Below are 21,677 nucleotides of genomic sequence, written 5' to 3'. Positions count from 1 at the left end.
CGTACACAATGTCTCACAACAAAGAACACCATTCGGGCACCGTGACGATGGAATCCGTCGGGCGACTTGCCGGTGTGTCGCAGGTGACGGTTTCGCGTGCCCTTAACGACCCATCCAAAGTGTCGGCAAAGACACTCCAACGCATCAAAGACGCGATCGAGCTGACCGGTTATGTGCCAAACATGGTCGCCGGGGCCCTGGCATCCAAGCGAAGTCACCTGATTGTTGCGCTGATCCCGTCCATCACCAATTTCGCCTATTCCGAATTCATCAAACATTTCATTCAGGTGATGCGCGGACATGGCTATCATGTTCTGACCGCTGAAACCGGCCTTTCGATGGAAGAAGAAGAATCAGTCCTTGCAACCATGCTAAGCCGCCGCCCCGATGGCATATTGATGACCGGCATCAATCATTCGGCAAAATGCAAACGCATGCTTTTGGGCTCGGGGATTCCGGTTGTTGAAATCTGGGATATGACAGAATCGCCGATCGATACCTGTGTCGGCTTTTCACATGCGAAATCTGGCGAAGAAACCGCCAAATTCGCCCATAAAAAGGGCTATCGCAATGCGTTGGCCATTTCGGCCGCCGATGAACGCGCTCTGCGACGCAAGGACGCTTTTTGCGATACCTTCAGAAAATTGACCAATAATCCGGTCAAAGAAATCTGCCTTGATACCCCGGCCAGTCTGGAATTGGGGCGGACGTCGATTGCAAAGGCCATTAATGAGGGTTTCCGAAACGGAGTCGTCATGTGCAGTTCCGATCTGCTCGCCCACGGGGTCATCATCGAAGCACAAACACGCAATCTGCGCATCCCCGAAGACATTGCGGTGATCGGCTTCGGGAACCAGAATTTTGCACCTTTCACCGCGCCAAGCCTAACAACGGTTCAGGTTGACCGGGCCTATCTGGGATCACAGGCCGCGACCGCCTTGATGGCTCGCATTGACAAAAAGCCCCTGCAAAAAAACTGTATCGATATCGGATTTGAAATTGTCGAACGGGATTCCGCCTGATTTGGCTTAGGCAAAACGCCGGAACAATCCGCGCCGTTCGCGGCAGATCATTGTCAATCCCGCCTGTCGCGCCAGATTGACCGCGGTTAATGTTGGCCCCGAAAGGGTTACAAGTCCGCCCACCCCGCATTGCACGGTTTTGGTGACGATTTCATATGAACAGCGGCTGGTCATAAGGATGAAACCACCGGCTTTATCAACACCCTGCCTCACCACCGCACCAAGAACCTTGTCAAGCGCATTATGACGCCCGATATCCTCCCGCACGATACGGATGGCGCCGGTCGCATCGACAAACGCACTGGCATGCAAAAGCCCGCCGCCTTCGCGGTTACGTGTCTGATGATCAGGAAGGGCATCAATCGCCCGCAAAACAACATCCTGCGGCATATTCGCTGGCACAACGGTGCCGATCCTGTCCATCGCAACCGCATCAAGCGATTGCACACCGCAAAGCCCGCAGCCCGAACGTCCTTCAAGGGTACGTTGGCGTACTTCAAGCCGGTCAAGAATGTCTTCGTCCAGGTCCGCCTCGATCACATATCCCTGCAGGGTTTTGCGTACATCACGCAAACGGATCTGGCCCGCATGGTCAGCTATGCCCTCGGACAGGGCAAAACCGATCATGAAATCTTCAAGGTCGTGGGGTGACACCATCATAACGGCGTGGGATTTACCGTTGAATGTAAGGGCAGCTGGAATTTCCGGCTGCAGTATCATCGGCGCATCATCATTGCCATCGCCGCGCGCAACAGCACGCGCCGGATCATGGTCGCGACCATCAATGATGCGGTTTGTCGATGTCATTTCTGCTGTCACGCCGGTTGTTTGACCTTGCGGATCATCGGTGCTGCTTCGATCACCAGTGGATGGAAACCGCCATGGCCGCTTTCGATCATGTCAAAAAGCTGCTTGCGCATCCGCGGTTCCCAGAAATCACTGATATGCACTGCCACACCCTCAACACCTTCGGCATGGGGTTTGGATGTGAAAAAGGTCGCGATCTGATTGGCCATATAGACGAGTTTGTCAGGTGCCATTGACGTTTAATCTCCCGCCGGAATTCTTGATTTTACGGACGAAAACACCCGGTTTCATGACACAATCCTATCATGAAACCGGGCAACAATTCGCGCCTATTCGGCCGCATCAACACGTGGAAGGATCCGGCGTGACTGTTCGGCCTGCTTGTCATATTCCACCTGCCATTCGGTCGGCCCGTTACTCGGCGTGACCTGAACCGCGGTAACCTTGTATTCCGGGCAGTTGGTCGCCCAGTCGGTATAATCGGTGGTGATCACGTTGGCCTGTGTGCCCGGATGGTGGAAGGTCGTGTAAACCACCCCCGGTGCAACCCGGTCGGTAATCGTTGCTCGCAACGACGTTTCACCCGACCGCGACGCCAGACGGATCCAGTCCCCTTCGCGGATACCGCGCTGTTCGGCATCATGGGGATGGATTTCCAGCAGGTCTTCCTTGTGCCATGCGCTGTTGGCTGTACGGCGGGTTTGTGCCCCAACATTGTATTGCGACAGGATACGCCCGGTGGTCAGCAACAGCGGGAAGCGCGGTCCGGTACGTTCGTCGGTTGCAACATATTCGGTCACAACAAACTTGCCCTTGCCGCGCACAAACCCGTCGATATGCATCACTGGGGTACCCAACGGCGCCTTTTCATTGCACGGCCACTGAACCGAACCCTCGCGTTCCAGAAGGTCATAATTAACCCCGGCAAAGCTTGGCGTGGTGCGGGCAATTTCATCCATGATCTGCGACGGATGGGTATAGCTCCAATCCAGCCCCATCGCACGCGCCAGATTCTGGGTCACTTCCCAATCGGCAAAGCCGTTTTTCGGGCTCATCACCTTGCGAACACGGTTGATACGACGTTCGGCATTGGTAAATGTCCCATCCTTCTCAAGGAAGGTCGAACCGGGCAGGAATACATGCGCATGGTTCGCCGTTTCATTCAGGAACAGATCATGGACCACAACGCATTCCATCGCCGCAAGACCGGCGGCCACATGCTTGGTATCCGGGTCCGATTGCAGGATGTCTTCACCCTGAATATAGATGCCCTTGAACGTGCCTTCGACGGCGGCATCAAGCATGTTGGGAATGCGAAGACCCGGTTCGTCATCAAGTTTGACGCCCCAGATTTTTTCAAACACGTCGCGCGTCGCATCATCGCTTATATGGCGATAACCCGGTAATTCATGCGGGAACGATCCCATATCACACGAACCCTGCACGTTGTTCTGCCCACGCAGCGGGTTCACACCCACGCCCGGACGCCCGATATTACCCGTCGCCATCGCAAGGTTGGCAATCGCCATTACCGTGGTTGATCCTTGGCTATGTTCGGTCACGCCAAGCCCGTAATAGATCGCGCCATTGCCACCGCGCGCAAAAATACGCGCCGCCTTGCGCACGGTTTCTGCCGGAACACCCGACTGGCGTTCGACTTCTTCCGGGCTGTTTTGCGGGTCGGATACAAACGCTGCCCAATCCTGGAATTCATCCCAGTCGCACCGTTCGCGAATGAATGCCTCGTCAAACAGGCCTTCGGTAACGATCACATGCGCAAGCGACGTCAGAACCGCAACGTTCGTCCCCGGACGCAATGCCAGATGGGCGGCGGCCTTGATATGCGGTGACTGCACCAGATCAATACGACGCGGATCAATCACGATCAGCTCCGCCCCCTGACGCAACCGCTTTTTAAGGCGCGACGCAAAAACAGGATGCCCGTCCGTCGGGTTGGCCCCGATCAGGATCACCACATCGGTATGTTCGACACTGTCAAAATCCTGCGTCCCGGCCGATGTCCCGAATGTGGTTTTCAGGCCATAACCGGTCGGCGAATGGCAGACGCGCGCGCACGTATCAACGTTGTTATTGCCAAACCCGGCCCGGATCAGCTTCTGCACAAGGAAGGTTTCCTCGTTCGTGCAACGCGACGACGTAATCCCGCCAATCGCGGCCTTGCCGTATTTTGCCTGAATCGAACGGAACTTGTCCGCCGTGTATCTAAGGGCTTCTTCCCAACTGACTTCGCGCCACGGATCAGACGTGTTTTCGCGAATCATCGGGTTCAGGATACGGTCCTTATGGCTGGCATAGCCATAAGCAAACCGACCTTTAACGCACGAATGCCCGCGGTTGGCCTTGCCATCCTTGTACGGCACCATGCGCACCAACTCATCGCCGCGCATTTCCGCCTTGAACGAACAGCCGACCCCGCAATAGGCACAGGTAGTGACGACCGAATGTTCCGGCTGACCGATTTCGATCACCGATTTTTCCTGAAGCGTTGCCGTCGGGCAGGCCTGAACACAGGCACCACACGACACGCATTCTGAATCCAGGAAGTTTTCATGCATGCCCGGCGACACCCGGCTTTCAAACCCGCGCCCCTCGATGGTCAGGGCAAAAGTCCCCTGCACTTCCTCGCACGCACGCACACACCGCGAACAGACAATACATTTCGACGGGTCATAGGTGAAATACGGGTTGCTCTCGTCTTTGGCCATGTAACGCGGGTTTTCCTCGCCATTCTGGCGGGTCTTGACGTGGTTGCCCCCATCATAACCATAACGGACATCGCGCAAGCCAACCGCACCGGCCATGTCCTGCAATTCGCAATCGCCATTCGCCGCACAGGTCAGGCAATCCAGCGGGTGATCGGAAATATAAAGTTCCATAACACCTTTACGGATTTTCTTGAGCCGTTCGGTCTGGGTATGGACCACCATGCCATCCGCCACCGGGGTCGTGCAGGATGACGGGGTGCCATTGCGGCCTTCGATTTCCACCAGACACAGGCGGCACGAACCAAACGCATCGACCATATCGGTTGCGCACAGTTTCGGTACCTGAATACCCGCCTCCATCGAGGCCCGCATGATCGACGTGCCTTCGGGCACGGTCACATCAAATCCGTCGACATTAATTGTCACGGTCTTTTCGGATTTCGCGGCGGGGGTTCCATAGTCGACTTCTTTTACCAAGGACATCGTTATCACTCCGCGGCTATATCAAGCGCATGGGGCTTGAAATCATCAGGGAAATGGGTCAGTGCGCTCATCACCGGATAGGGCGTAAACCCGCCCAGCGCACATAGCGACCCGAACTTCATCGTTTCACACAGATCGGCCAGAAGTTCCTTTTGCATTTCGGGATCTTCGCCGCGTGCGATCTTGTCGACAACTTCGGTGCCACGTGTTGACCCAATGCGGCATGGTGTACATTTGCCACATGATTCAATCGCGCAGAATTCCATGGCAAAACGGGCCTGTTTCATCATGTCGACACTGTCGTCAAACACGACGACACCTGCATGACCGATCAGGCCATCCGCCTTGGCGAATGCCTCGTAATCAAATGGTGTGTCAAACAGTTCGCGTGGGAAATACGCGCCCAGCGGACCACCGACCTGAACCGCCTTGACCGGGCGACCGCTTGCCGTACCGCCACCGATCTGTTCAACGATTTCGCCCAATGTCAGACCAAAGGCCGTTTCATAAAGGCCGCCATGTTTGACATTGCCCGCGATCTGAATCGGAATGGTTCCGCGTGAACGGCCCATGCCGAAATCACGGTAATATTCCGCACCCTTTTCAAGGATCACCGGCACCGAGCACAACGAGATAACGTTGTTAACAACTGTCGGTCGGGCCATGAACCCTTCAAGGGCTGGAAGGGGCGGCTTGGCGCGGACAACGCCCCGCTTGCCTTCCATACTGTTCAAAAGCGAGGTTTCCTCGCCGCAGACATAGGCTCCCGCCCCCATGCGGACTTCCATGTCGAACGCGTAATCCGATCCCAGAACCTTGGGACCCAGCAGTTTGTTTGCTCGTGCGACTTCTATCGCTTCGTTCATGATGCGGATCGCATCGGGATATTCCGACCTTGTATAGACATATCCTTTGGTCGCCCCGGTCGCGAGACCGGCAATGATCATCCCTTCGATCAGGACGAACGGCTCGCCCTCCATGATCATCCGATCAGCAAATGTGCCGCTGTCGCCTTCGTCGGCATTACAGACGATGTATTTCTGATCACCGGGCGCCTGACGCACGGTATTCCATTTGATACCCGTCGGGAAACCGGCACCACCGCGACCGCGAAGGCCTGAATCCGTAACCGCCTTGACGATATCCTCGGACGTCATCCCAAGGGCATTTTCTAGCCCCTTAAGCCCGTCATTGGCACGGTAATCGTCAAGCGACACAGGATCGATAATCCCGCACCGCTGGAAGGTCAGACGCGTCTGCGCCTTCAGGAACGGGATATCCTGCGTGTGGCCAAGGAAACGTTTATGATCGCTCCCGTTCAGGAAACCGGCGTCAAACAGGCTGTCGACATCCTCTACCGCAATTGGGCCATAAGCCAGACGCCCGCGCGATGTTTCGACCTCGACCATCGGCTCCAGCCAATACATGCCAAACGAACCGTTACGCACGATCTTCACATCTTCACCGCGTTTGATCGCTTCGGCGGCGATGGCCTTTGCCACGTCGTCCGCACCAAGGGCAACAGAACCGGAATCAAGCGGGACGTAGATCTTGACTGTCATGATCCCACCTCGCTCAGGATGCGATCAAGACGATCCTTGTTTACCCGGCCAACAACCTTGCCATCAACCATGGCCGCCGGTGCACAGGCACAAAGCCCAAGGCAGAAGACCGGCTCCAGCGTCACACTCTTGTCGCTGGTCGTTTCCGACCAATCGACTTTAAGCTTGCGCTTCGCATGATCACCCAGATCGTCCGCGCCCATCGACTGGCACGCTTCCGCCCGGCAAATCTTGATCACATGCCTGCCCGGTTTTTCCTCTCGGAAATCATGATAGAAACTGGCAACCCCGTGGACTTCCGCCCGACTAAGGTTCAGTTTCTTGGCAATGGTTTGAAGCGCGCCTTCGGGAATAAAGCCAAATTCCTCCTGCACTTCATGCAGAATCGGCAAAAGCGGCCCTTCAAGTCCGGCCAGACCATCACAAATGGTGCCAACCCGGACGGATATTTCCTCGGTCGTCTCTGTTGCAGACATGCAAGCCTCTCTCACTTAGCAGTCTATTGAATTCTTTATTATTCTTCATAGTGTCGGTGATTGCCAACGCCTGTTCAATAAAGCCATCCCGTTACGCGATAGCGAAAACCTATCAAGCCTTCTCAGGCGGGCTCCAGTTCAGAAATACTCTTTGCCTCTTTCAGCAACGCCGACACAACCGGTGTTGCCGGTTCGCGCTTTGCCGCGATCATACCCACCAGATGCGACGCATCCGGATCAACAATCGGGATCGATTTGACCCGGTCGCGCATACTGAATTCCTTGACCATCTTGACCGGCATGATGCTGGCCCAGTTACCGGTATGCACATGGGTAAAAAGCGCAATCATCGAATCACTTTCCAGCGTCGGGCTGATACGCGCCCCCGCCTCGTTCAGATGCTGATTGATAATCCGCCGGTTCTGCATATCGGGTGTCAGCAAACATAACGGAAACTCTGCCGCCTCCCGCCAGGTGATGCTTTCGCGGTCACCGATATCATCGAAATTCGATGTCACAAGATGATAGCGCTCATAATAAAGCGGGATCGATGTCACACGGCCAAGCGGCTCATTATCCAGATAGGTAATCCCGACATCAATTTGAAGATTATCAAGTAGCGCCTGAATTTCTGTCGAAGTCCGCGACAGTACCGCAAAGGTCACATCCGGATGCTTTTCGCGAAACGGTGTGGTCAATTCATGCACCATCGAAAGTGCCGTCGGAATAACCGCAATCTGCACCTGCCCGGTCAGACCGAACCGCATCGCGCGCATTTCATCACGCATCGACCGCGTACTTCCGACAATATGGCGCGCCCATTCCAGAACCCGCTCGCCTTCTGGCGTCAGCCCCTGATAGCGCGAACCACGACGCACCAGCACCACACCAAGATGGTCTTCAAGCTGGCGCAGGGCACTGGAAAGGGTTGGCTGTGTCACACCGCATTCCTCGGCGGCGTGACCAAAATGCTGCTCTCTGGCAAGCACTATAAACATTTCGAGTTTGTCGATCATGGCGTATCCGGCGCCTTTCGGGGAACCCCCGTCTGGTGGCGCACTTTATGTGATTGATGGACACCATTTGCGGGGCGGGCGTCCTGATTGCAGGATAACCCGAATGGCCATAAAAGCCGAAGGGTTAATCCTGCAACAGGACCGGACATGACATTGATGCACTATCATGTCCAGGCGGGTCCGGGGACAGACAAACATACCCGGGCCCAGTGGTACCGGTCAGGGCCAAAGCCGACCGGCACCGGGGTTCGGTGTTACGCCTCAGACGTTGCCTCGCGGCCGGTCGGGGTCGGTTTGGCCGGGTCCGCTGCGGTTTCCATGTAATGCTTGTCATGGATCGGCTTGACCAGCGCGTTGGCAATCAGGCCAATCACCAGCAAGGCTGCCATGGCATACATGGTGGTGTTATAAAGGCTTGGCGTCGGATCAACCGTCCCGGCCGGGGCGATTTCCATCAGACGACCAATCGTCACGGTTTTGGCCGCAATCAGCTGATCAAGCTGTTCCATACCCGCACCGAACTTTGCCTGAAACGCTGCCGGATCGATCTTGGCAGCCAGTTCCTTGATCGAATTGCCGACCGATGTCTGACGCAGCTGGGTGATGGCAAGCGGCCCAAGCACGCCCGCGACACTCCATGCGGTCAGAAGACGACCATGGATGCCACCGACATATTTGGTTCCGAAAACATCTGCCAGATAGGCCGGAATGGTCGCAAAACCGCCACCATACATCGTGAAGATGATCATGGTTGCGCCATAGAACATCACAAGCCACGTCACGACCGGGTTCACACTGACCTGCCCCGCAGCATACGGGATCGACAGATACAGGATGATGCCAAGGATGAAGAAGCAGTAGTAGGTGTTCTTGCGTCCAATATAGTCCGAAATCGACGCCCAGAAGAACCGGCCACACATGTTAAAGACCGAAATCATGAACACATAGGTCGCGGCAAAGCCGGAATTGACCACCAACGGCAGGGTGCTGCCGAAAATCTCGCTCATCATGGTTTTGGCAACGCCAATCACCCCGATGCCTGCCGTCACGTTAAAGCACAGCACGATCCAAAGCATATAGAATTGCGGGGTTTTCAGGGCCTGATCAATATGAACGTTGTTCTGGGTGATCATGCGCTTGGATGCAGTATCCGCGGTCGGCGGTGTCCAGCCAGCCGGGAGCCATCCTTCGCGCGGTACACGATACGAAAACGCCGCAATGACCATGACGATGAAATAGGCAATGCCAAGCGTAAAGAAGGTCGCCGCCGCACCGGTATTGCCCGTGCCCGCAACATATACCCCCTGCTCGATCGCCACCGGCGCCGACGCAACCTGTGCCGCACCGGCCACAACAACCTCGACCATCTGGCCACCGACTTCGGCCATACGCTTGCCGCCTTCGGTGACAAGGTTCACGGCACTTTCCGGGCCAAGATATTCCGGCACCTTATAGAAGAATGAAAGCAGGCTTTCCTTGATCGGCGTTGCGATCATCGCACCACCGCCAAAGCCCATGATCGCCATACCGGTTGCCATGCCGCGACGGTCCGGGAACCAGCGGATCAGGGTTGAGACCGGCGACACATAGCCAAGCCCAAGGCCACAACCGCCAAGCGCACCGTAGCCCAGATAAACCAGCCAAAGCTGATGGGTCGCAATGCCCATGCCACCGATGATGAAACCACCACCCCAGCAAAATGCGGCAACAACACCCACCATGCGCGGCCCGACTTCTTCAAGCCATTTGCCGCCGAATGCCGCGGCTAACCCCAGAAATACAATCGCGACCGAGAAAATCCAGACAACAGATTGCAGGCCCCAGTCACCAGAGCTTGACGCAACCACGCCGAATTCCTTGATCAGTGGCGGGTTGAAAATCGACCACGCGTAAACCGATCCGATGCAAAGATGAATGGCGATGGATGCTGGCGGAACTTTCCAGCGATTGAAATCGTCCCCTGCGACGATATGTTCTTTTTTAAGGCGATCAAACATTTGTGTTTTTCCTCCCGGTATTATGTTCATCCGGCGGCCCCATCCCCCCAAATCGGATGAATGCTGCAAGGCCATATCGGTAAGACCCGGAAACCACACCGTCGCAATCGCTATGCCATTCAGCCTGTTGCCTGATTTTCTGGAAGTTTTTGAAAGACAATCATCATGTTGCAGCGCACGCGGGTGGACAAAATGTCCAACAAATTTTTACTGTGCAATGCACCATCCGGACAAAATGTCCAACCTAATGGTAGGACAATCAATCCGCTTCAGGCAACCAGATGGTGAATAACGTTCCTTTACCCGGCTCGCTCTCAACCGCCATGGCCCCGCCCTGCCGGTCAATCAGGGTTTTGCTGATCGATAAGCCCAACCCCGTGCCTTCGCGGCGCTTGGTCGTATAGAAAGGATCGAAAATACGCCCCAGTATTTCCGGGGACATTCCCGTCCCCGTATCGCGGATCGAAATGCGAATGCCAGGTTTTCCGTTTCGATCAAAATCCTCGTCAATCAGGGTCAGGGTGCCACTTCCGGGCATGGCATGCAGGGCATTGACCATCAGATTGACCACCACCTGCTGCAATTCCGTCCGGTTCATCAGGATAAGCCGTCTGGCCCGGCTCTCGCGCGCAACCTCGATATCGGCCTTGTTCAACAGATGCTGCACCAATGGCAGACAATCACCAATCACCTCGCCCGGTGAATGGCGTTCGACAAATCCGGCATATTCTTCGGGTTTGGCAAATTGTAAAAGCTTGGTGACAATCAGATTGATGCGGCTGACCTGTTCGTCAATCAGGCGGAATTCTGTTTCGGCAATTCGCGCATTTTCGCCCAATAAATCACGCACCACATCAAGGTTCCCCTGAAGCACCGCCACCGGATTGTTGATTTCATGGGCCACACCGGCGGTAATTTCACCTATGGCTGCCAGTTTTTCCGACATGATCAATTGCTTGGTCGTCGCCTCAAGCTGCCGGTTGGCTTCGCGAAGTTCGCTGGTGCGCGCATCCACCCGCGCATTCAGCTCCTCGTTCCAGGCGCGTAAACGTTTGTCACGTTCCTGCACCTGATCAAGCAGATCATCAAGATGTTCCGCCACCAGCGATATTTCATCCTGTACCTGATCAATATCGGTTCGCGCCCCCAGATCCCCGCTTTCTACCCGGGCAATCGTCTGGGTCATACGTTCAAGCGGCTTGAAGATGCCACGCGCCCAACGCAGGAAGATCGGAACGCTCAGCGTCGCGACAAACAGAAACGCAGCAATGATAATCAGCAGGCTTTCATATTTCGTCTGGGCAAACGGCGCTTCAAGGAACCCGACATACAGCATCCCGACACGATCGCCAAAGCTGTCCACAATCGGTTCATAAGCCGAAATATACCAGTCATTGACGACAAACGCGCTATCAAGCCAGACCTTGCCGTCTTCCAGAACATTCTGGCGCACCGCACTCGAAACACGGGTACCCAGCGCACGCCGCCCTTCAAACAGCCGCACATTGGTGCTGATCCGCACATCATCAAGAAACAGCGTAGCCGTCCCCTGGCTGCCTTCCGGAAGGCTGCTTTCTCGGTAAACCAGATCATTGATCGTATCAATGAACACAAGGTTCTGGTTTAATAATATGCCACCGACCAACGCACCATCTATCCCCTCTGCGCCCCCCATCGGCAGGGCAACATGGCTTGCCGAATGCACCACCATGCCGCGTGTTTCCGCATCGCGTGTGGTCGGAACCGCATTGGGCGTCGGCACAAGATCAAGCCGCGCCCGCACCGCCAGATCGGGTGAAATCGCCGCCAGATCATCATTTTTAAATATATCAACCCCGGTCAAGGACGCCCCCGAAAGGGCCGTCGCAATCACCGGCCAGTCAGCATCCAGGCGCGGCGTGGCCTGTTCTGGTGATGCCCCGGAAACAATCCCTTGCCGATTGGCGATATACAGGAAATCAAGACCAAGCTCGGCCCGTTTCGCCGCCAGCAGATCATCAATCCGCGCCCGATCCCCCGATGTCAGAACCTCACGGAACGTCACCGATTGGCCAAGGGCCTCGATCTGCTCCCCGGTGGTTTCAAGGATATGAGTAAAATACTGATGGGCAATCGTCAGGTCGCCATTGACCTTTGATGTCAGCAACGCATCAAACTTGCTGTTCCAGCGCACCATCATCACGCCCAGCAAAAGCGGCAGGATGACCAGTGTTGGCAATAACGCAATCGCCAGCAATTTGAACCGCACAGACCGCGTGCGTTTGGTGCGGCGGCCCGGCCACTGCATCAGTCGGCCCAATCGGCAAATTTGCGGTCAATTGTCTTGCGCGAAATGCCCAGACGCCTTGCGGCTTCACTACGATTGCCGTCGGTCTTGTGCACCATCGCCATAATGTGACGGCGCTCCATTTCCTCGAGCGTTTCGTCATGGTCGGCATGTCCTTCGGCACCGGCCTGTTCATCACGAAACTCGGCCGGGAAGCGCCCAAGGATCAGGGTGCGTTCGACAAGGTTGCGCAATTCGCGCACATTCCCAGGCCAGTCATATCGCGTCAATCCGGCCCGCACCGCCCCATCCATCGCCACCTGCGGCACGCCAAGCTGCTTTGAAAGTTTGCTCATGAACAAACTGGCAAGTTCAAGCACATCATCCCCGCGCTCCCGCAACGGCGGCATGGCGATATGCATGACATTGATCCGGTAAAACAGATCGGCACGGAACCGGCCCTCCTCGACCTCGGCCTCCAGATCGGCATTGGTGGCAAAGACAAACCGCAGATCGACCGGTGCCTCGCGCTCCGACCCTACCGGGCGGACACGGCGGCTTTCAATCGCGCGCAAAAGCTTGCTTTGCGTCGCCAGCGACAATTCCCCGACCTCATCCAGAAACAATGTGCCACCCTGCGCATGCATGAAAAGCCCGTCGCGCGCGGTTTGCGCCCCGGTAAAGGCCCCTTTCAGATGCCCGAACAGTTCTGCTTCGATCATCTCGGATGGAATGGCCGCACAATTGATCGGCACAAACGGCTTTTCAGCCCGGTCGGACAACGCGTGTAACGAGCGCGCGGTCACTTCCTTGCCCGTGCCGCTTTCGCCGGAAATCAGGATTGATGTCGGAAGTGGTGCCACTCGTGCAATGGTCTCGCGGATTTCCTGGATTTGCGCAGAATAGCCAATCAGCTTGTCGCGTAACAGGACGTGATCGGATGTTGCGCGCAATTCATGGCGCAAAACATGGTTTTCACGCCGCAACCGCATCCGGTCAAGGCAGCGCGCCACCGCATTCAAAATCTGGTTGGATCGAAACGGTTTAAGGACAAAATCAACCGCACCGGCCCGCAATGCCTTGATCGCGGTATCCAGATCGGCATAGGCAGTCATCAGGATGGCATCGGAAAAAAAGCCGATCTCGCGCTGCTCGGTGAGCCACTCAACCCCGGACTTGCCCGGCATGATATTATCAAGGATCACGACATCAAAATGATGCTGATCCAGAAGCTTCGTCGCTTCTTCGCAATCGGCGGCTTCTTCGACCCGTTTGGCGCGCGGCCCCAATGTGCGGACAAGGAAATTGCGCATGCCCGGTTCGTCATCGACGATCAGGATCGATGCCTTTTCCAGCCACGGCCCAAATTCCGGCCCCGGCTTGCCATCCGGTTGCGCTGCGGGAGATGGTGCCGCCAACTCCGGCGCACCCATTGCAGTCGATCTCATTGAATTCCTCCGCCGATCTTCCCGGTCACTTTGTTTTTATTTTTTAGAAGATTAGATCAGCAGAAGGTGAAAAGCAAAACCGTTGGTCGCATTCCCCAAACTTCCTCGCCGGCACCAATAAAAATCGGGCGGGAAACCGATGTTCCACGCCCGATAAAATCTGCAATCTTTTGGGCACTGCGCCCCAGATAAAACGACGTTCTAGAACGCGTAACGCGCTGCTACACCAAAGGTCAAAGGCGCACCGACATCCACACCGGTGTCGCTCCGATTGGCTGTGACATAACGCTCGTTAAACAGGTTTTTGACATAACCGGTGAATGTCATGCTGCCAACGGCATATTCCGCATTCAGGTTCACCAGCGTCACCGGATCGCTACGCCGCTCTCCGACAACGGTGGTGCCATTGGTGACAAAGTTGGAAATGCTGTCCCCCTGATAGACAACGTTGGTTCCGATCATAAGACCGTTATCAAAGGTATAATTGGCTCCGACAGATGCCTGGTATTTCGGAGCAAACAAGAATTCATGGCCGCTATAATCAACACCATCCGATACAAAAGAATTATATTTCGTATCGCTATACGACGCACCTGCATGTACCGAAAGCTGCGATGTCACCAGATATTGTGCCGAAAGTTCTGCACCTGCCATTCGGCTGTCTGCCGCGTTGGCTACTTGACGGTTGCCACTGCCATCACGGAACGTAACCTGCTGATCGGTCCAGTCGGTGTAATAAATATTGGCATTGGTCCGCAAACGACGGTTCAGCCAGTTACCACGCCACGCCAACTCATAAGTATCGGTAAATTCCGGATCATAAGGCGTATGCAAGGTGTTTGCCCTAAGGTTTACTCCCCCACTACGATAGCCTCGCTGCCACGTAAGACCGACGAGGTGGCTTTCCGTCACATCATAACTCAATCCGAGCTTTGGCAATAAAACGTTCGAATTGATGCTTGCATCGGTAAAGGGAGTTATGCCACCTACAGGATAATTGATCCGCGTATGATTGTCTTCATAGTCCCAACGAAGCCCTGTGATCAGCGTCCAATCATCGACAAACTTCCAGTTTGCTTCACCAAACAGCGCATAACTGTCAATTTCAACCTTGCCCTGCTGATCTAAAAGCACCGAACTGGGATCAGTCAGTTGGTCATCGATCTCGCCAGTCGTCCGACCGATATAGGAGCCAAAGAACCCAGTCAGGTTCTCGTAATCATAACCAAGTCGGATTTCCTGACTGGCAAGGGTTTGTTCGTGATGACGAGTAACTGCTCGCGTATCTGCGGCCCCTTCATCGAAATCAATAGCCCCGTTATAATCAACAAATGTTGCCGAACTGATGCTGGTCAGAGTCCATTCATCGTCCAGATACCAGTCCAGCTTGCCCGTTACCGCATTCTGATCAAACTTGTGATAGGTTTCGGTGTTTTGGTAAACATTGAAATAATCAGGTACACCGCCATTTGCTTGGACTCCATTCAGACCGGCACGCTGGTCATTGTGTGAAAAAGTCAGCATCACGTCCACATCGTCTGATGGCAGGAACAGCAACTTCCCACGTACATTGGCAGTCCGCAAAGGATTGGCATCCTCGCCCAATGTCGGGTTATTGATGTATCCATCCTCAGTTTGATAATCGACTGCCAACCGTGCTGCCAGCTTGTCTTCAATCAGTGCACCATTGGCAAGTGCCGATGTCCCCTGTTCCCCAAAACGGCCAAGATTTCCCTGCACCGCAAATTCCGGCGTAAATGTCGGGTCTTTGGTTTTCATCACCACCGCACCGGCAAGCGAGTTACGCCCCTGTGTGGTCGATTGCGCTCCGCGATAAACTTCAACCTGCTCAACATCCCAGACCGAAAGCGGGTTGGCCGTCAGTAGGCGGTTACTTTGGATCGCATCGTCAACATAAACCGAAATCGCCCCGTTAAGGGCGGCTGCCCCCTGTTCGTCAAACCCTTGAACCGGAACACCGCGAATACCCCAGTTTTCGTTGCCGGATTGAGTATAGACACCGGGCGTACCACTCAGCACATCCTGAAGGGTTTTTGCCCCTTCCTTCCGCATATCCTCGCTGGTGCTGACCGCAACACTCGACAGTGTCCTGTCCTGACTGCGCTGGATTTTCTCGCCTGTAACGATGACTTCTTCTAGCTGAATAACTTCCTGCGGCACTTCCTCGTCCGCAAATACCGGCGTGATACCCAGCGCGCTGGACGCCACCGCCAGTGCCAAAGAGTTTTTACTGAAAACGTGCATTACCTTGCTTCCCATTCAGAACCACATTTTTTTCAAGCGTTGCGGTAAAGAAGTCAGAAGGTTCACACTGTCCGTTTCCCGCCTTCCCCGCTCCCTGAAACATCTGTCGCGAATGATTAAGCACGATCAATTGCAAATGACAATAGTTATTATTCGCTATAATAAGCACGTATTTTCAGTGAATTAGTTTTTTGAGGAGAGGTTCACAGAAGATGCAGGCACAGCCCCCCAGACCGAGCCGATAAATCGCACCTCAAATTCAGCCATGCTCATGGTAAATGGACCGCAGATAGCTTTCCTGTGCAGCCAACGGCTGCCTGTGTAATCGCGGACATGCTTCGCATAAAACTTCCGGCTTTCCGACAACCGGCGTATGAAGCAGATAATGCAGACAGCAATGCTTCCTTAACGGGATGCTTGAACAAATATCTGGGACAGGCGAAGCAACAATACGTTGCAAGCTTCTAAGCTTTAACCGGCCATCGGCAACAACCGGCGTCTCCATCCATTGATGGGCCATGGAAAACGTTTCGGGGTCCAGCGCATCGCGCAATCTGTCAAACGCCCCATCCCAGACCGCAATAACGTTCCCCCACAACACCTTGGTCGATACACCACCCCATGCAGAAATCGCCGCAAACAGCGGGTCCAGATGGTCGTTTAACACGTGTTCCCAATAGCCTGCCATCTGGTCAAGTGACGATGACGGAAGCCGTTCCATGACCTTTAATGCCACAGGCCGGGCATCATCATGCAAAAGTTCGATATCCTCCTCCCAAACCCGGATTTCCAAATTTCGGGCCAATATTCCCGCCAATACCGCCGGGAACAGAACACTAAGGTAATTCATTGACCACTGGGACGCGATGGGGGGGCGCTTTGCTGCCGGATAGACCAAGGCAAACCGATCAAGCATCGGAAACAGGATTTCTTCCCGTGGAAGCTGCTGCAGCCTGACGGAAGAAAAGCCGCAATGATCTGTCCGGATGACTTGACGGATGGGGGGCCATGTTTGGCAAAGCCAGTCTGATAATTCCATAGCAAGCCCCCTGCTAAAAAATGAGAACGCCAATCAGTATTATTAGCATTGCGACCATAACGAGCTGCCTCTATAAACTCAATCTGATTTATCCCGATCAGTTGAGGCATCATGAATACTTTGCAGGGCTTCTGGCGACTTGCGCGCCCTTTCTGGACATCGTCTGAAAAAGTCCCTGCTCTGTTGTTACTGGTTGCGACCATCCTCATGAATCTCGGGCTTGTCGGGGTCAATATCCTGAACAATTTCTGGAATCTGAACTTTTATAACGCCCTGCAGGCTCTGGATTACGACGCCTTCCTGATCAGCGGAGGCCAATTCATCCTGTTACAAGTCGCCCTCACGACCTTCACTGTCGCAGCTTTTCACTTTCAACAAAAACTGACGATCCGGTGGCTGCGCTGGTCAATCACAAACACGCTTCAGGATTGGCTGAAGGATCAACGATACCTTCTTTTGCAACTGGACTCTCCGGAAACAGATAACCCCGACCAACGCGTCGCCGATGACATTGATATGTTCATCGTCATTTCGCTCAAACTGGGGCTTGGGCTGATGACGGCCTTGGTGTCGCTCTTCTCTTTCCTCAATATTTTATGGAACGCATCCGGCCTCGTCACGATACCATTCGGAACCGAAAGTCTGGTTATTCCGGGGCTTCTTGTGTGGATTGCCTTGCTGTATTCAATTGCCGGAACGGGGGGCGCATTCTGGCTGGGACGTGCCCTTCCCGGGCTTAATTTCCTGCAGCAACGCCGCGAAGCTGATTTCCGGTTTTCCCTGATGCGCCTTCGCGAACATGCGGAATCAATTGCGCAATATCGTGGCGAAAAAGCCGAAATGCGCACCTTCGCATCACGATTGGAGGCCGCCCTTCAGAACTTCTGGGAACTGGTCAAAAAACAGAAAATCGTGCTTGGCTATTCCACATTCTATATGCGCACGGCCACTGTGATCCCAATGTTCATCATGGCACCTCAATTCTTTGCCGGGGCATTTCCCCTTGGCCGCCTGACCCAGATCAGCGCCGCCTTCGGCGAAGTTCACGAAGCCATGGCATATCTTGTCCGGGTCTTCCCGCAAATTGCCGAATGGAAATCTGTCGTCGACCGATTAACCAACTTCCAGAACAGGCTCGATGCCCTTTCGTCCAATTCCGGCGTCAATATCCGCCATCAACCACATGCTTTCGAGATCAAGAAACTTAACCTGTGGCTACCCGATGGCGACAAAACGCTTCTGCGCGATTTTTCCCTGCAACTGACACCGGGGGATAGCCTTCTTATCCGTGCGCCATCCGGCTTTGGGAAATCCACAATGATCCGTGCTGTTTGCGGCTTGTGGAAACACGCCTCAGGAAGTGCGGTTTACGACACGGAAAACGCTCTTATCCTGGCCCAGAAACCCTATTTCCCGCTTGGAAGGCTGCGCGATATTCTCTGGTATCCGCAAATTGCTGATGCCGACAATGATCCGGCTTTATCGCATGCTTTGCAACGGTTTGAACTGGGGCACCTGATCGAACAGCTCGATAGCGAAACCGACTGGTCAAAGAAACTCAGCATTGGCGAACAGCAGCGATGCTCCTTTGTCCGCGCCGTACTGCGAAAACCGAAAATTCTCTTCCTTGATGAAAGCACGTCCGCACTTGATGAAAACGCGGAAACCCTCTGCTACCGCCATCTGAAAGAAGAACTGCCTGACACAATTCTGATCAGCATCGGACACCGTGCTTCACTGGAACAATTTCACTCCAGAATTCTGGAACTTGATAAAGATACCAATGCCCTTTCTCTCGCCAGTCGCGAAGCATTGGCGTAAAGCAAGACATATCAAAAAAAAGTGGCAGTCCATCGGGACTGCCACCTTATGTCTTCACGATCCTGCGAAAATCACTTCATCGTCGGCATGACGAATTCGGCGCCCTTGCGAATGCCCGTCGGCCAGCGCGAGGTAATGGTTTTCAGGCGGGTATAGAACCGCACCCCTTCCATGCCATGCATGTGATGATCGCCAAACAGCGATGCCTTCCATCCGCCAAATGAATGGAACGCCATCGGAACCGGGATAGGCACATTGATGCCGACCATGCCGGTCTGGGTGCGGTTGGCAAATTCACGCGCCGTATCGCCATCGCGGGTAAAGATCGCAGTGCCATTGCCGTATTCGTGGCTATCAACAAGACCAGCCGCGGTTTCGAAATCATCGGTCCGTATGATCGACAGAACCGGACCGAAAATCTCTTCCTTATAAATCGTCATGTCGGGTGTGACATTGTCAAACAGGGTGCCGCCAACGAAATAGCCGTCTTCATAGCCCTGCAAACGAATGTCACGGCCATCAACAACCAGCTTCGCGCCTTCTTCAACGCCCTTGTTGATGTAACCGACAACCTTGTCGCGATGCTGTGCCGTCACAAGCGGCCCCATCTCGGCTGCCGGATCTGTCCCCGGTGCAACCCGAAGCTCGTTAATGCGCGGCACAAGCTTTTCAACCAGCGCATCCGCCGTTGCCTTACCGACGGGAACCGCAACCGAAATCGCCATGCAGCGTTCGCCAGCCGACCCATATGCCGCCCCCATCAGGGCATCAACCGCCTGATCCATATCGGCATCGGGCATCACGATCATATGGTTTTTCGCACCGCCCAACGCCTGGCAACGCTTGCCCTGCGCAGTCGCGGTTTCATAGATATATTTCGCAATCGGGGTCGAACCGACAAAGCTGATCGCGCTGACATCCGGATCAAACAGCAACGCATCAACCGCTTCCTTGTCGCCCTGCACAACGTTGAAAACGCCGTCCGGCAAACCTGCTTCGCTCAGCCATTCGGCGAGTAGAAGCGACGCAGACGGATCGCGTTCGGATGGTTTCAGGATGAAACAGTTACCGCAGGCAAGGGCGACCGGGAACATCCACATCGGCACCATGGCCGGGAAGTTGAACGGCGTAATACCCGCCACAATGCCAAGCGGCTGACGCACCGAATGGCTGTCAACCTTGGTGCCGACATTTTCGGTGAACTCGCCCTTCAAAAGCTGCGGCGCGCCGGTGGCAAACTCAACAACCTCGATCCCGCGGGTGACTTCACCCAACGCATCCGAAAGCACCTTGCCATGCTCGGCCGTGATTGCCGCCGCCAGTTCTTCCGAACGGCTTTCAAGGATGCCCAGAAATTTATTGAGAATACGGGCACGACGCAGCGGCGTGGTATTGGCCCATTCCGCGGCTACCGACCGTGCACTTTCGACAGCATTTCGAACTTCGGCCTTCGATGCAAGGTCAACAGTCGCACTCTGCTGACCGGTGGCCGGGTTGAATACGGCCGCTGTCCGGCCGGAAGTCCCGGCGACGCGTTTGCCGTTGATGTAATGGGTGATCTGGCTGGACATTCGGCTTCTCCCGATAATCGTGGTGATCTTTTGTCGCGGATCATGAAAAACCGTCCGCAAAGCAGGTCGATTATGGATATGCATATGGATGCACATCAATTATCATTATTGCAAATTCGATGTGCAATTTTTAAAGTCGATAGATCATGGATTGGGACCGCATTCGCATCTTTCTGGCCGTCGCACGACAGGGCCAAATCCTTTCGGCCGCCCGTCAGCTTGGCCTGAACCACGCCACGGTCGGTCGGCAACTAACCGCCCTTGAACAGGAACTCGGCACCAAGCTTGTCGAACGACGCACCACTGGCTCGGAACTGACCGAGGCCGGCAAAGCCCTGATGGGTGCTGCCGAGGCCGCTGAATCAGCCTTCCTTAAAGTCGGCACCGCCTTCCCCAGCCGGGCAGAAGGCATCGCCGGAACCGTACGCGTTGGTGTGCCCGACGGGCTTGGCAACTATTTTCTGGCCCGTGAACTCGCGGGCTTTGCCGCCGGGCATCCCGATCTGGTCATCCAGCTGGTGCCGCTGCCGCGTACCTTTTCCCTGTCCCAACGCGAAGCCGACATCGCCATCACCCTTGATCGCCCCAAACAGGGGCGGCTGGTGATCAAAAAACTGACCGACTACACGCTGAGCGTCTATGCATCCCAAAGCTACATCAAAAACTATGGCGCGATCCGGTCCGAACGCGATCTGACCGACCGGCTGTTTGTCACCCATATCGAAGACCTGATTTACAGCCGCGCCCTTGATTACGCGGCACGTCTGGGCAAACTGATGAAACGGCGTTTCGAATGCGGCAGTGTCGTGGCCCAGATGGAAGCGGTGCGCAACGGGCATGGCATTGGCATCCTGCATGATTACGCCACCCATGATGTGCCCGACCTGATCCGCCTGCTGCCCGATATCCGCTTTACCCGAAATTACTGGATGCTGCTGCATCCCGATACCAAGGACACCCGCGGGGTTGCTGCCGTAGCCGACCATATCAGCCGGGTCGTGCGCACTGCGCGTGACCTGTTCGTTGCCGACTGATGCAAACCGGGGATTTGCGAATCTGATGTCCATACATGCAGGCAGATATCTTGCCGCGCCGAAAAACCCGATAAGAGTGCAACACTATACGAACGGCCGTAATCATCTGCAAAATCAGGTAAAAAGCGAGAAACAACAAGCTGT

General features: G+C 54.9%; 15 protein-coding genes. 3 read left to right on the top strand and 12 right to left on the bottom strand.

Annotation, left to right across the window (positions count from 1 at the left end; genetic code table 11):
* Window positions 1-8 precede the first annotated feature (8 nt).
* Entirely contained in the window at window positions 9-1,022 is a 1,014-nt protein-coding gene (locus TH468_RS18545) for a LacI family DNA-binding transcriptional regulator (RefSeq protein ID WP_246832381.1), read from the top strand.
* A gap of 6 nt (window positions 1,023-1,028) precedes the next feature.
* Here the strand turns inward: TH468_RS18545 and fdhD are convergent, their stop codons facing one another.
* The 11 genes from fdhD to fhuF all read right to left on the bottom strand — a co-directional run bounded on the left by fdhD (window position 1,029) and on the right by fhuF (window position 16,984).
* The gene (gene fdhD / locus TH468_RS18540) at window positions 1,029-1,829 is read right to left on the bottom strand and encodes a formate dehydrogenase accessory sulfurtransferase FdhD (protein ID WP_085646027.1); all 801 of its coding nucleotides are present in this window, start codon (window positions 1,827-1,829) and stop codon (window positions 1,029-1,031) included.
* An 8-nt stretch (window positions 1,830-1,837) separates the two neighbouring features.
* Window positions 1,838-2,062, bottom strand: a complete 225-nt coding sequence (locus TH468_RS18535) for a formate dehydrogenase subunit delta (protein WP_085646026.1) — start codon at window positions 2,060-2,062, stop codon at window positions 1,838-1,840.
* 96 nt (window positions 2,063-2,158) lie between these two features.
* A complete protein-coding gene (gene fdhF / locus TH468_RS18530; RefSeq protein ID WP_085646042.1) occupies window positions 2,159-5,038 on the bottom strand; it encodes a formate dehydrogenase subunit alpha in 2,880 nt (959 codons plus the stop codon).
* Between the two features lie 5 nt (window positions 5,039-5,043).
* Window positions 5,044-6,600, bottom strand: coding sequence for an NADH-quinone oxidoreductase subunit NuoF (locus TH468_RS18525; protein WP_085646025.1), 1,557 nt, complete (start codon window positions 6,598-6,600; stop codon window positions 5,044-5,046).
* On the bottom strand, window positions 6,597-7,076 hold the full coding sequence (locus tag TH468_RS18520; RefSeq protein WP_085646024.1) for a formate dehydrogenase subunit gamma: 480 nt from the start codon (window positions 7,074-7,076) through the stop codon (window positions 6,597-6,599). Before TH468_RS18520 ends, TH468_RS18525 begins: the two co-directional genes overlap by 4 nt.
* 122 nt (window positions 7,077-7,198) lie before the next feature.
* On the bottom strand, window positions 7,199-8,092 hold the full coding sequence (locus TH468_RS18515; protein ID WP_085646023.1) for a LysR family transcriptional regulator: 894 nt from the start codon (window positions 8,090-8,092) through the stop codon (window positions 7,199-7,201).
* A 254-nt stretch (window positions 8,093-8,346) separates the two neighbouring features.
* A complete protein-coding gene (locus TH468_RS18510; RefSeq protein WP_139834764.1) occupies window positions 8,347-10,089 on the bottom strand; it encodes an OFA family MFS transporter in 1,743 nt (580 codons plus the stop codon).
* Between the two features lie 259 nt (window positions 10,090-10,348).
* Entirely contained in the window at window positions 10,349-12,376 is a 2,028-nt protein-coding gene (locus tag TH468_RS18505; RefSeq protein WP_085646022.1) for a cache domain-containing protein, read from the bottom strand.
* A complete protein-coding gene (locus TH468_RS18500; RefSeq protein ID WP_085646021.1) occupies window positions 12,376-13,803 on the bottom strand; it encodes a sigma-54 dependent transcriptional regulator in 1,428 nt (475 codons plus the stop codon). Before TH468_RS18500 ends, TH468_RS18505 begins: the two co-directional genes overlap by 1 nt.
* Window positions 13,804-14,004: 201 nt before the next feature.
* Complete coding sequence (locus TH468_RS18495) at window positions 14,005-16,068, bottom strand: TonB-dependent receptor (RefSeq protein WP_085646040.1); 2,064 nt, start codon at window positions 16,066-16,068, stop codon at window positions 14,005-14,007.
* Between the two features lie 259 nt (window positions 16,069-16,327).
* Window positions 16,328-16,984: a siderophore-iron reductase FhuF gene (gene fhuF, locus TH468_RS18490; protein ID WP_085646039.1), complete on the bottom strand. Its 657-nt coding sequence runs from the start codon at window positions 16,982-16,984 to the stop codon at window positions 16,328-16,330.
* A gap of 234 nt (window positions 16,985-17,218) precedes the next feature.
* Here fhuF and TH468_RS18485 point away from each other — a divergent pair, with 234 nt between their 5' ends.
* Window positions 17,219-18,928 carry an ABC transporter ATP-binding protein/permease gene (locus TH468_RS18485; protein WP_085646020.1) on the top strand — a complete coding sequence of 570 codons (1,710 nt, stop codon included), beginning with the start codon at window positions 17,219-17,221 and terminating at the stop codon, window positions 18,926-18,928.
* A gap of 71 nt (window positions 18,929-18,999) precedes the next feature.
* Here TH468_RS18485 and TH468_RS18480 read toward each other — a convergent pair whose 3' ends face one another.
* Complete coding sequence (locus tag TH468_RS18480; protein WP_085646019.1) at window positions 19,000-20,499, bottom strand: CoA-acylating methylmalonate-semialdehyde dehydrogenase; 1,500 nt, start codon at window positions 20,497-20,499, stop codon at window positions 19,000-19,002.
* A 146-nt stretch (window positions 20,500-20,645) separates the two neighbouring features.
* On the opposite strand from TH468_RS18480, the gene TH468_RS18475 reads away from it, so the two are divergent.
* Window positions 20,646-21,533: a LysR family transcriptional regulator gene (locus tag TH468_RS18475; protein ID WP_085646018.1), complete on the top strand. Its 888-nt coding sequence runs from the start codon at window positions 20,646-20,648 to the stop codon at window positions 21,531-21,533.
* Window positions 21,534-21,677 lie beyond the last annotated feature (144 nt).

It is taken from the genome of Thalassospira sp. MCCC 1A03138 (genome assembly GCF_002115785.1).
Lineage (GTDB): Bacteria > Pseudomonadota > Alphaproteobacteria > Rhodospirillales > Thalassospiraceae > Thalassospira.
This window is presented reverse-complemented; position numbering and strand designations above follow the sequence as displayed.

Coding starts and splice junctions, on each gene's coding strand:
- TH468_RS18545 (WP_246832381.1), top strand. CDS start 9: ATGTCTCACAACAAAGAACACCATTCGGGCACCGTGACGATGGAATCC.
- fdhD (WP_085646027.1), bottom strand. CDS start 1,829: ATGACATCGACAAACCGCATCATTGATGGTCGCGACCATGATCCGGCG.
- TH468_RS18535 (WP_085646026.1), bottom strand. CDS start 2,062: ATGGCACCTGACAAACTCGTCTATATGGCCAATCAGATCGCGACCTTT.
- fdhF (WP_085646042.1), bottom strand. CDS start 5,038: ATGTCCTTGGTAAAAGAAGTCGACTATGGAACCCCCGCCGCGAAATCC.
- TH468_RS18525 (WP_085646025.1), bottom strand. CDS start 6,600: ATGACAGTCAAGATCTACGTCCCGCTTGATTCCGGTTCTGTTGCCCTT.
- TH468_RS18520 (WP_085646024.1), bottom strand. CDS start 7,076: ATGTCTGCAACAGAGACGACCGAGGAAATATCCGTCCGGGTTGGCACC.
- TH468_RS18515 (WP_085646023.1), bottom strand. CDS start 8,092: ATGATCGACAAACTCGAAATGTTTATAGTGCTTGCCAGAGAGCAGCAT.
- TH468_RS18510 (WP_139834764.1), bottom strand. CDS start 10,089: ATGTTTGATCGCCTTAAAAAAGAACATATCGTCGCAGGGGACGATTTC.
- TH468_RS18505 (WP_085646022.1), bottom strand. CDS start 12,376: ATGCAGTGGCCGGGCCGCCGCACCAAACGCACGCGGTCTGTGCGGTTC.
- TH468_RS18500 (WP_085646021.1), bottom strand. CDS start 13,803: ATGAGATCGACTGCAATGGGTGCGCCGGAGTTGGCGGCACCATCTCCC.
- TH468_RS18495 (WP_085646040.1), bottom strand. CDS start 16,068: ATGCACGTTTTCAGTAAAAACTCTTTGGCACTGGCGGTGGCGTCCAGC.
- fhuF (WP_085646039.1), bottom strand. CDS start 16,984: ATGCTTGATCGGTTTGCCTTGGTCTATCCGGCAGCAAAGCGCCCCCCC.
- TH468_RS18485 (WP_085646020.1), top strand. CDS start 17,219: ATGAATACTTTGCAGGGCTTCTGGCGACTTGCGCGCCCTTTCTGGACA.
- TH468_RS18480 (WP_085646019.1), bottom strand. CDS start 20,499: ATGTCCAGCCAGATCACCCATTACATCAACGGCAAACGCGTCGCCGGG.
- TH468_RS18475 (WP_085646018.1), top strand. CDS start 20,646: ATGGATTGGGACCGCATTCGCATCTTTCTGGCCGTCGCACGACAGGGC.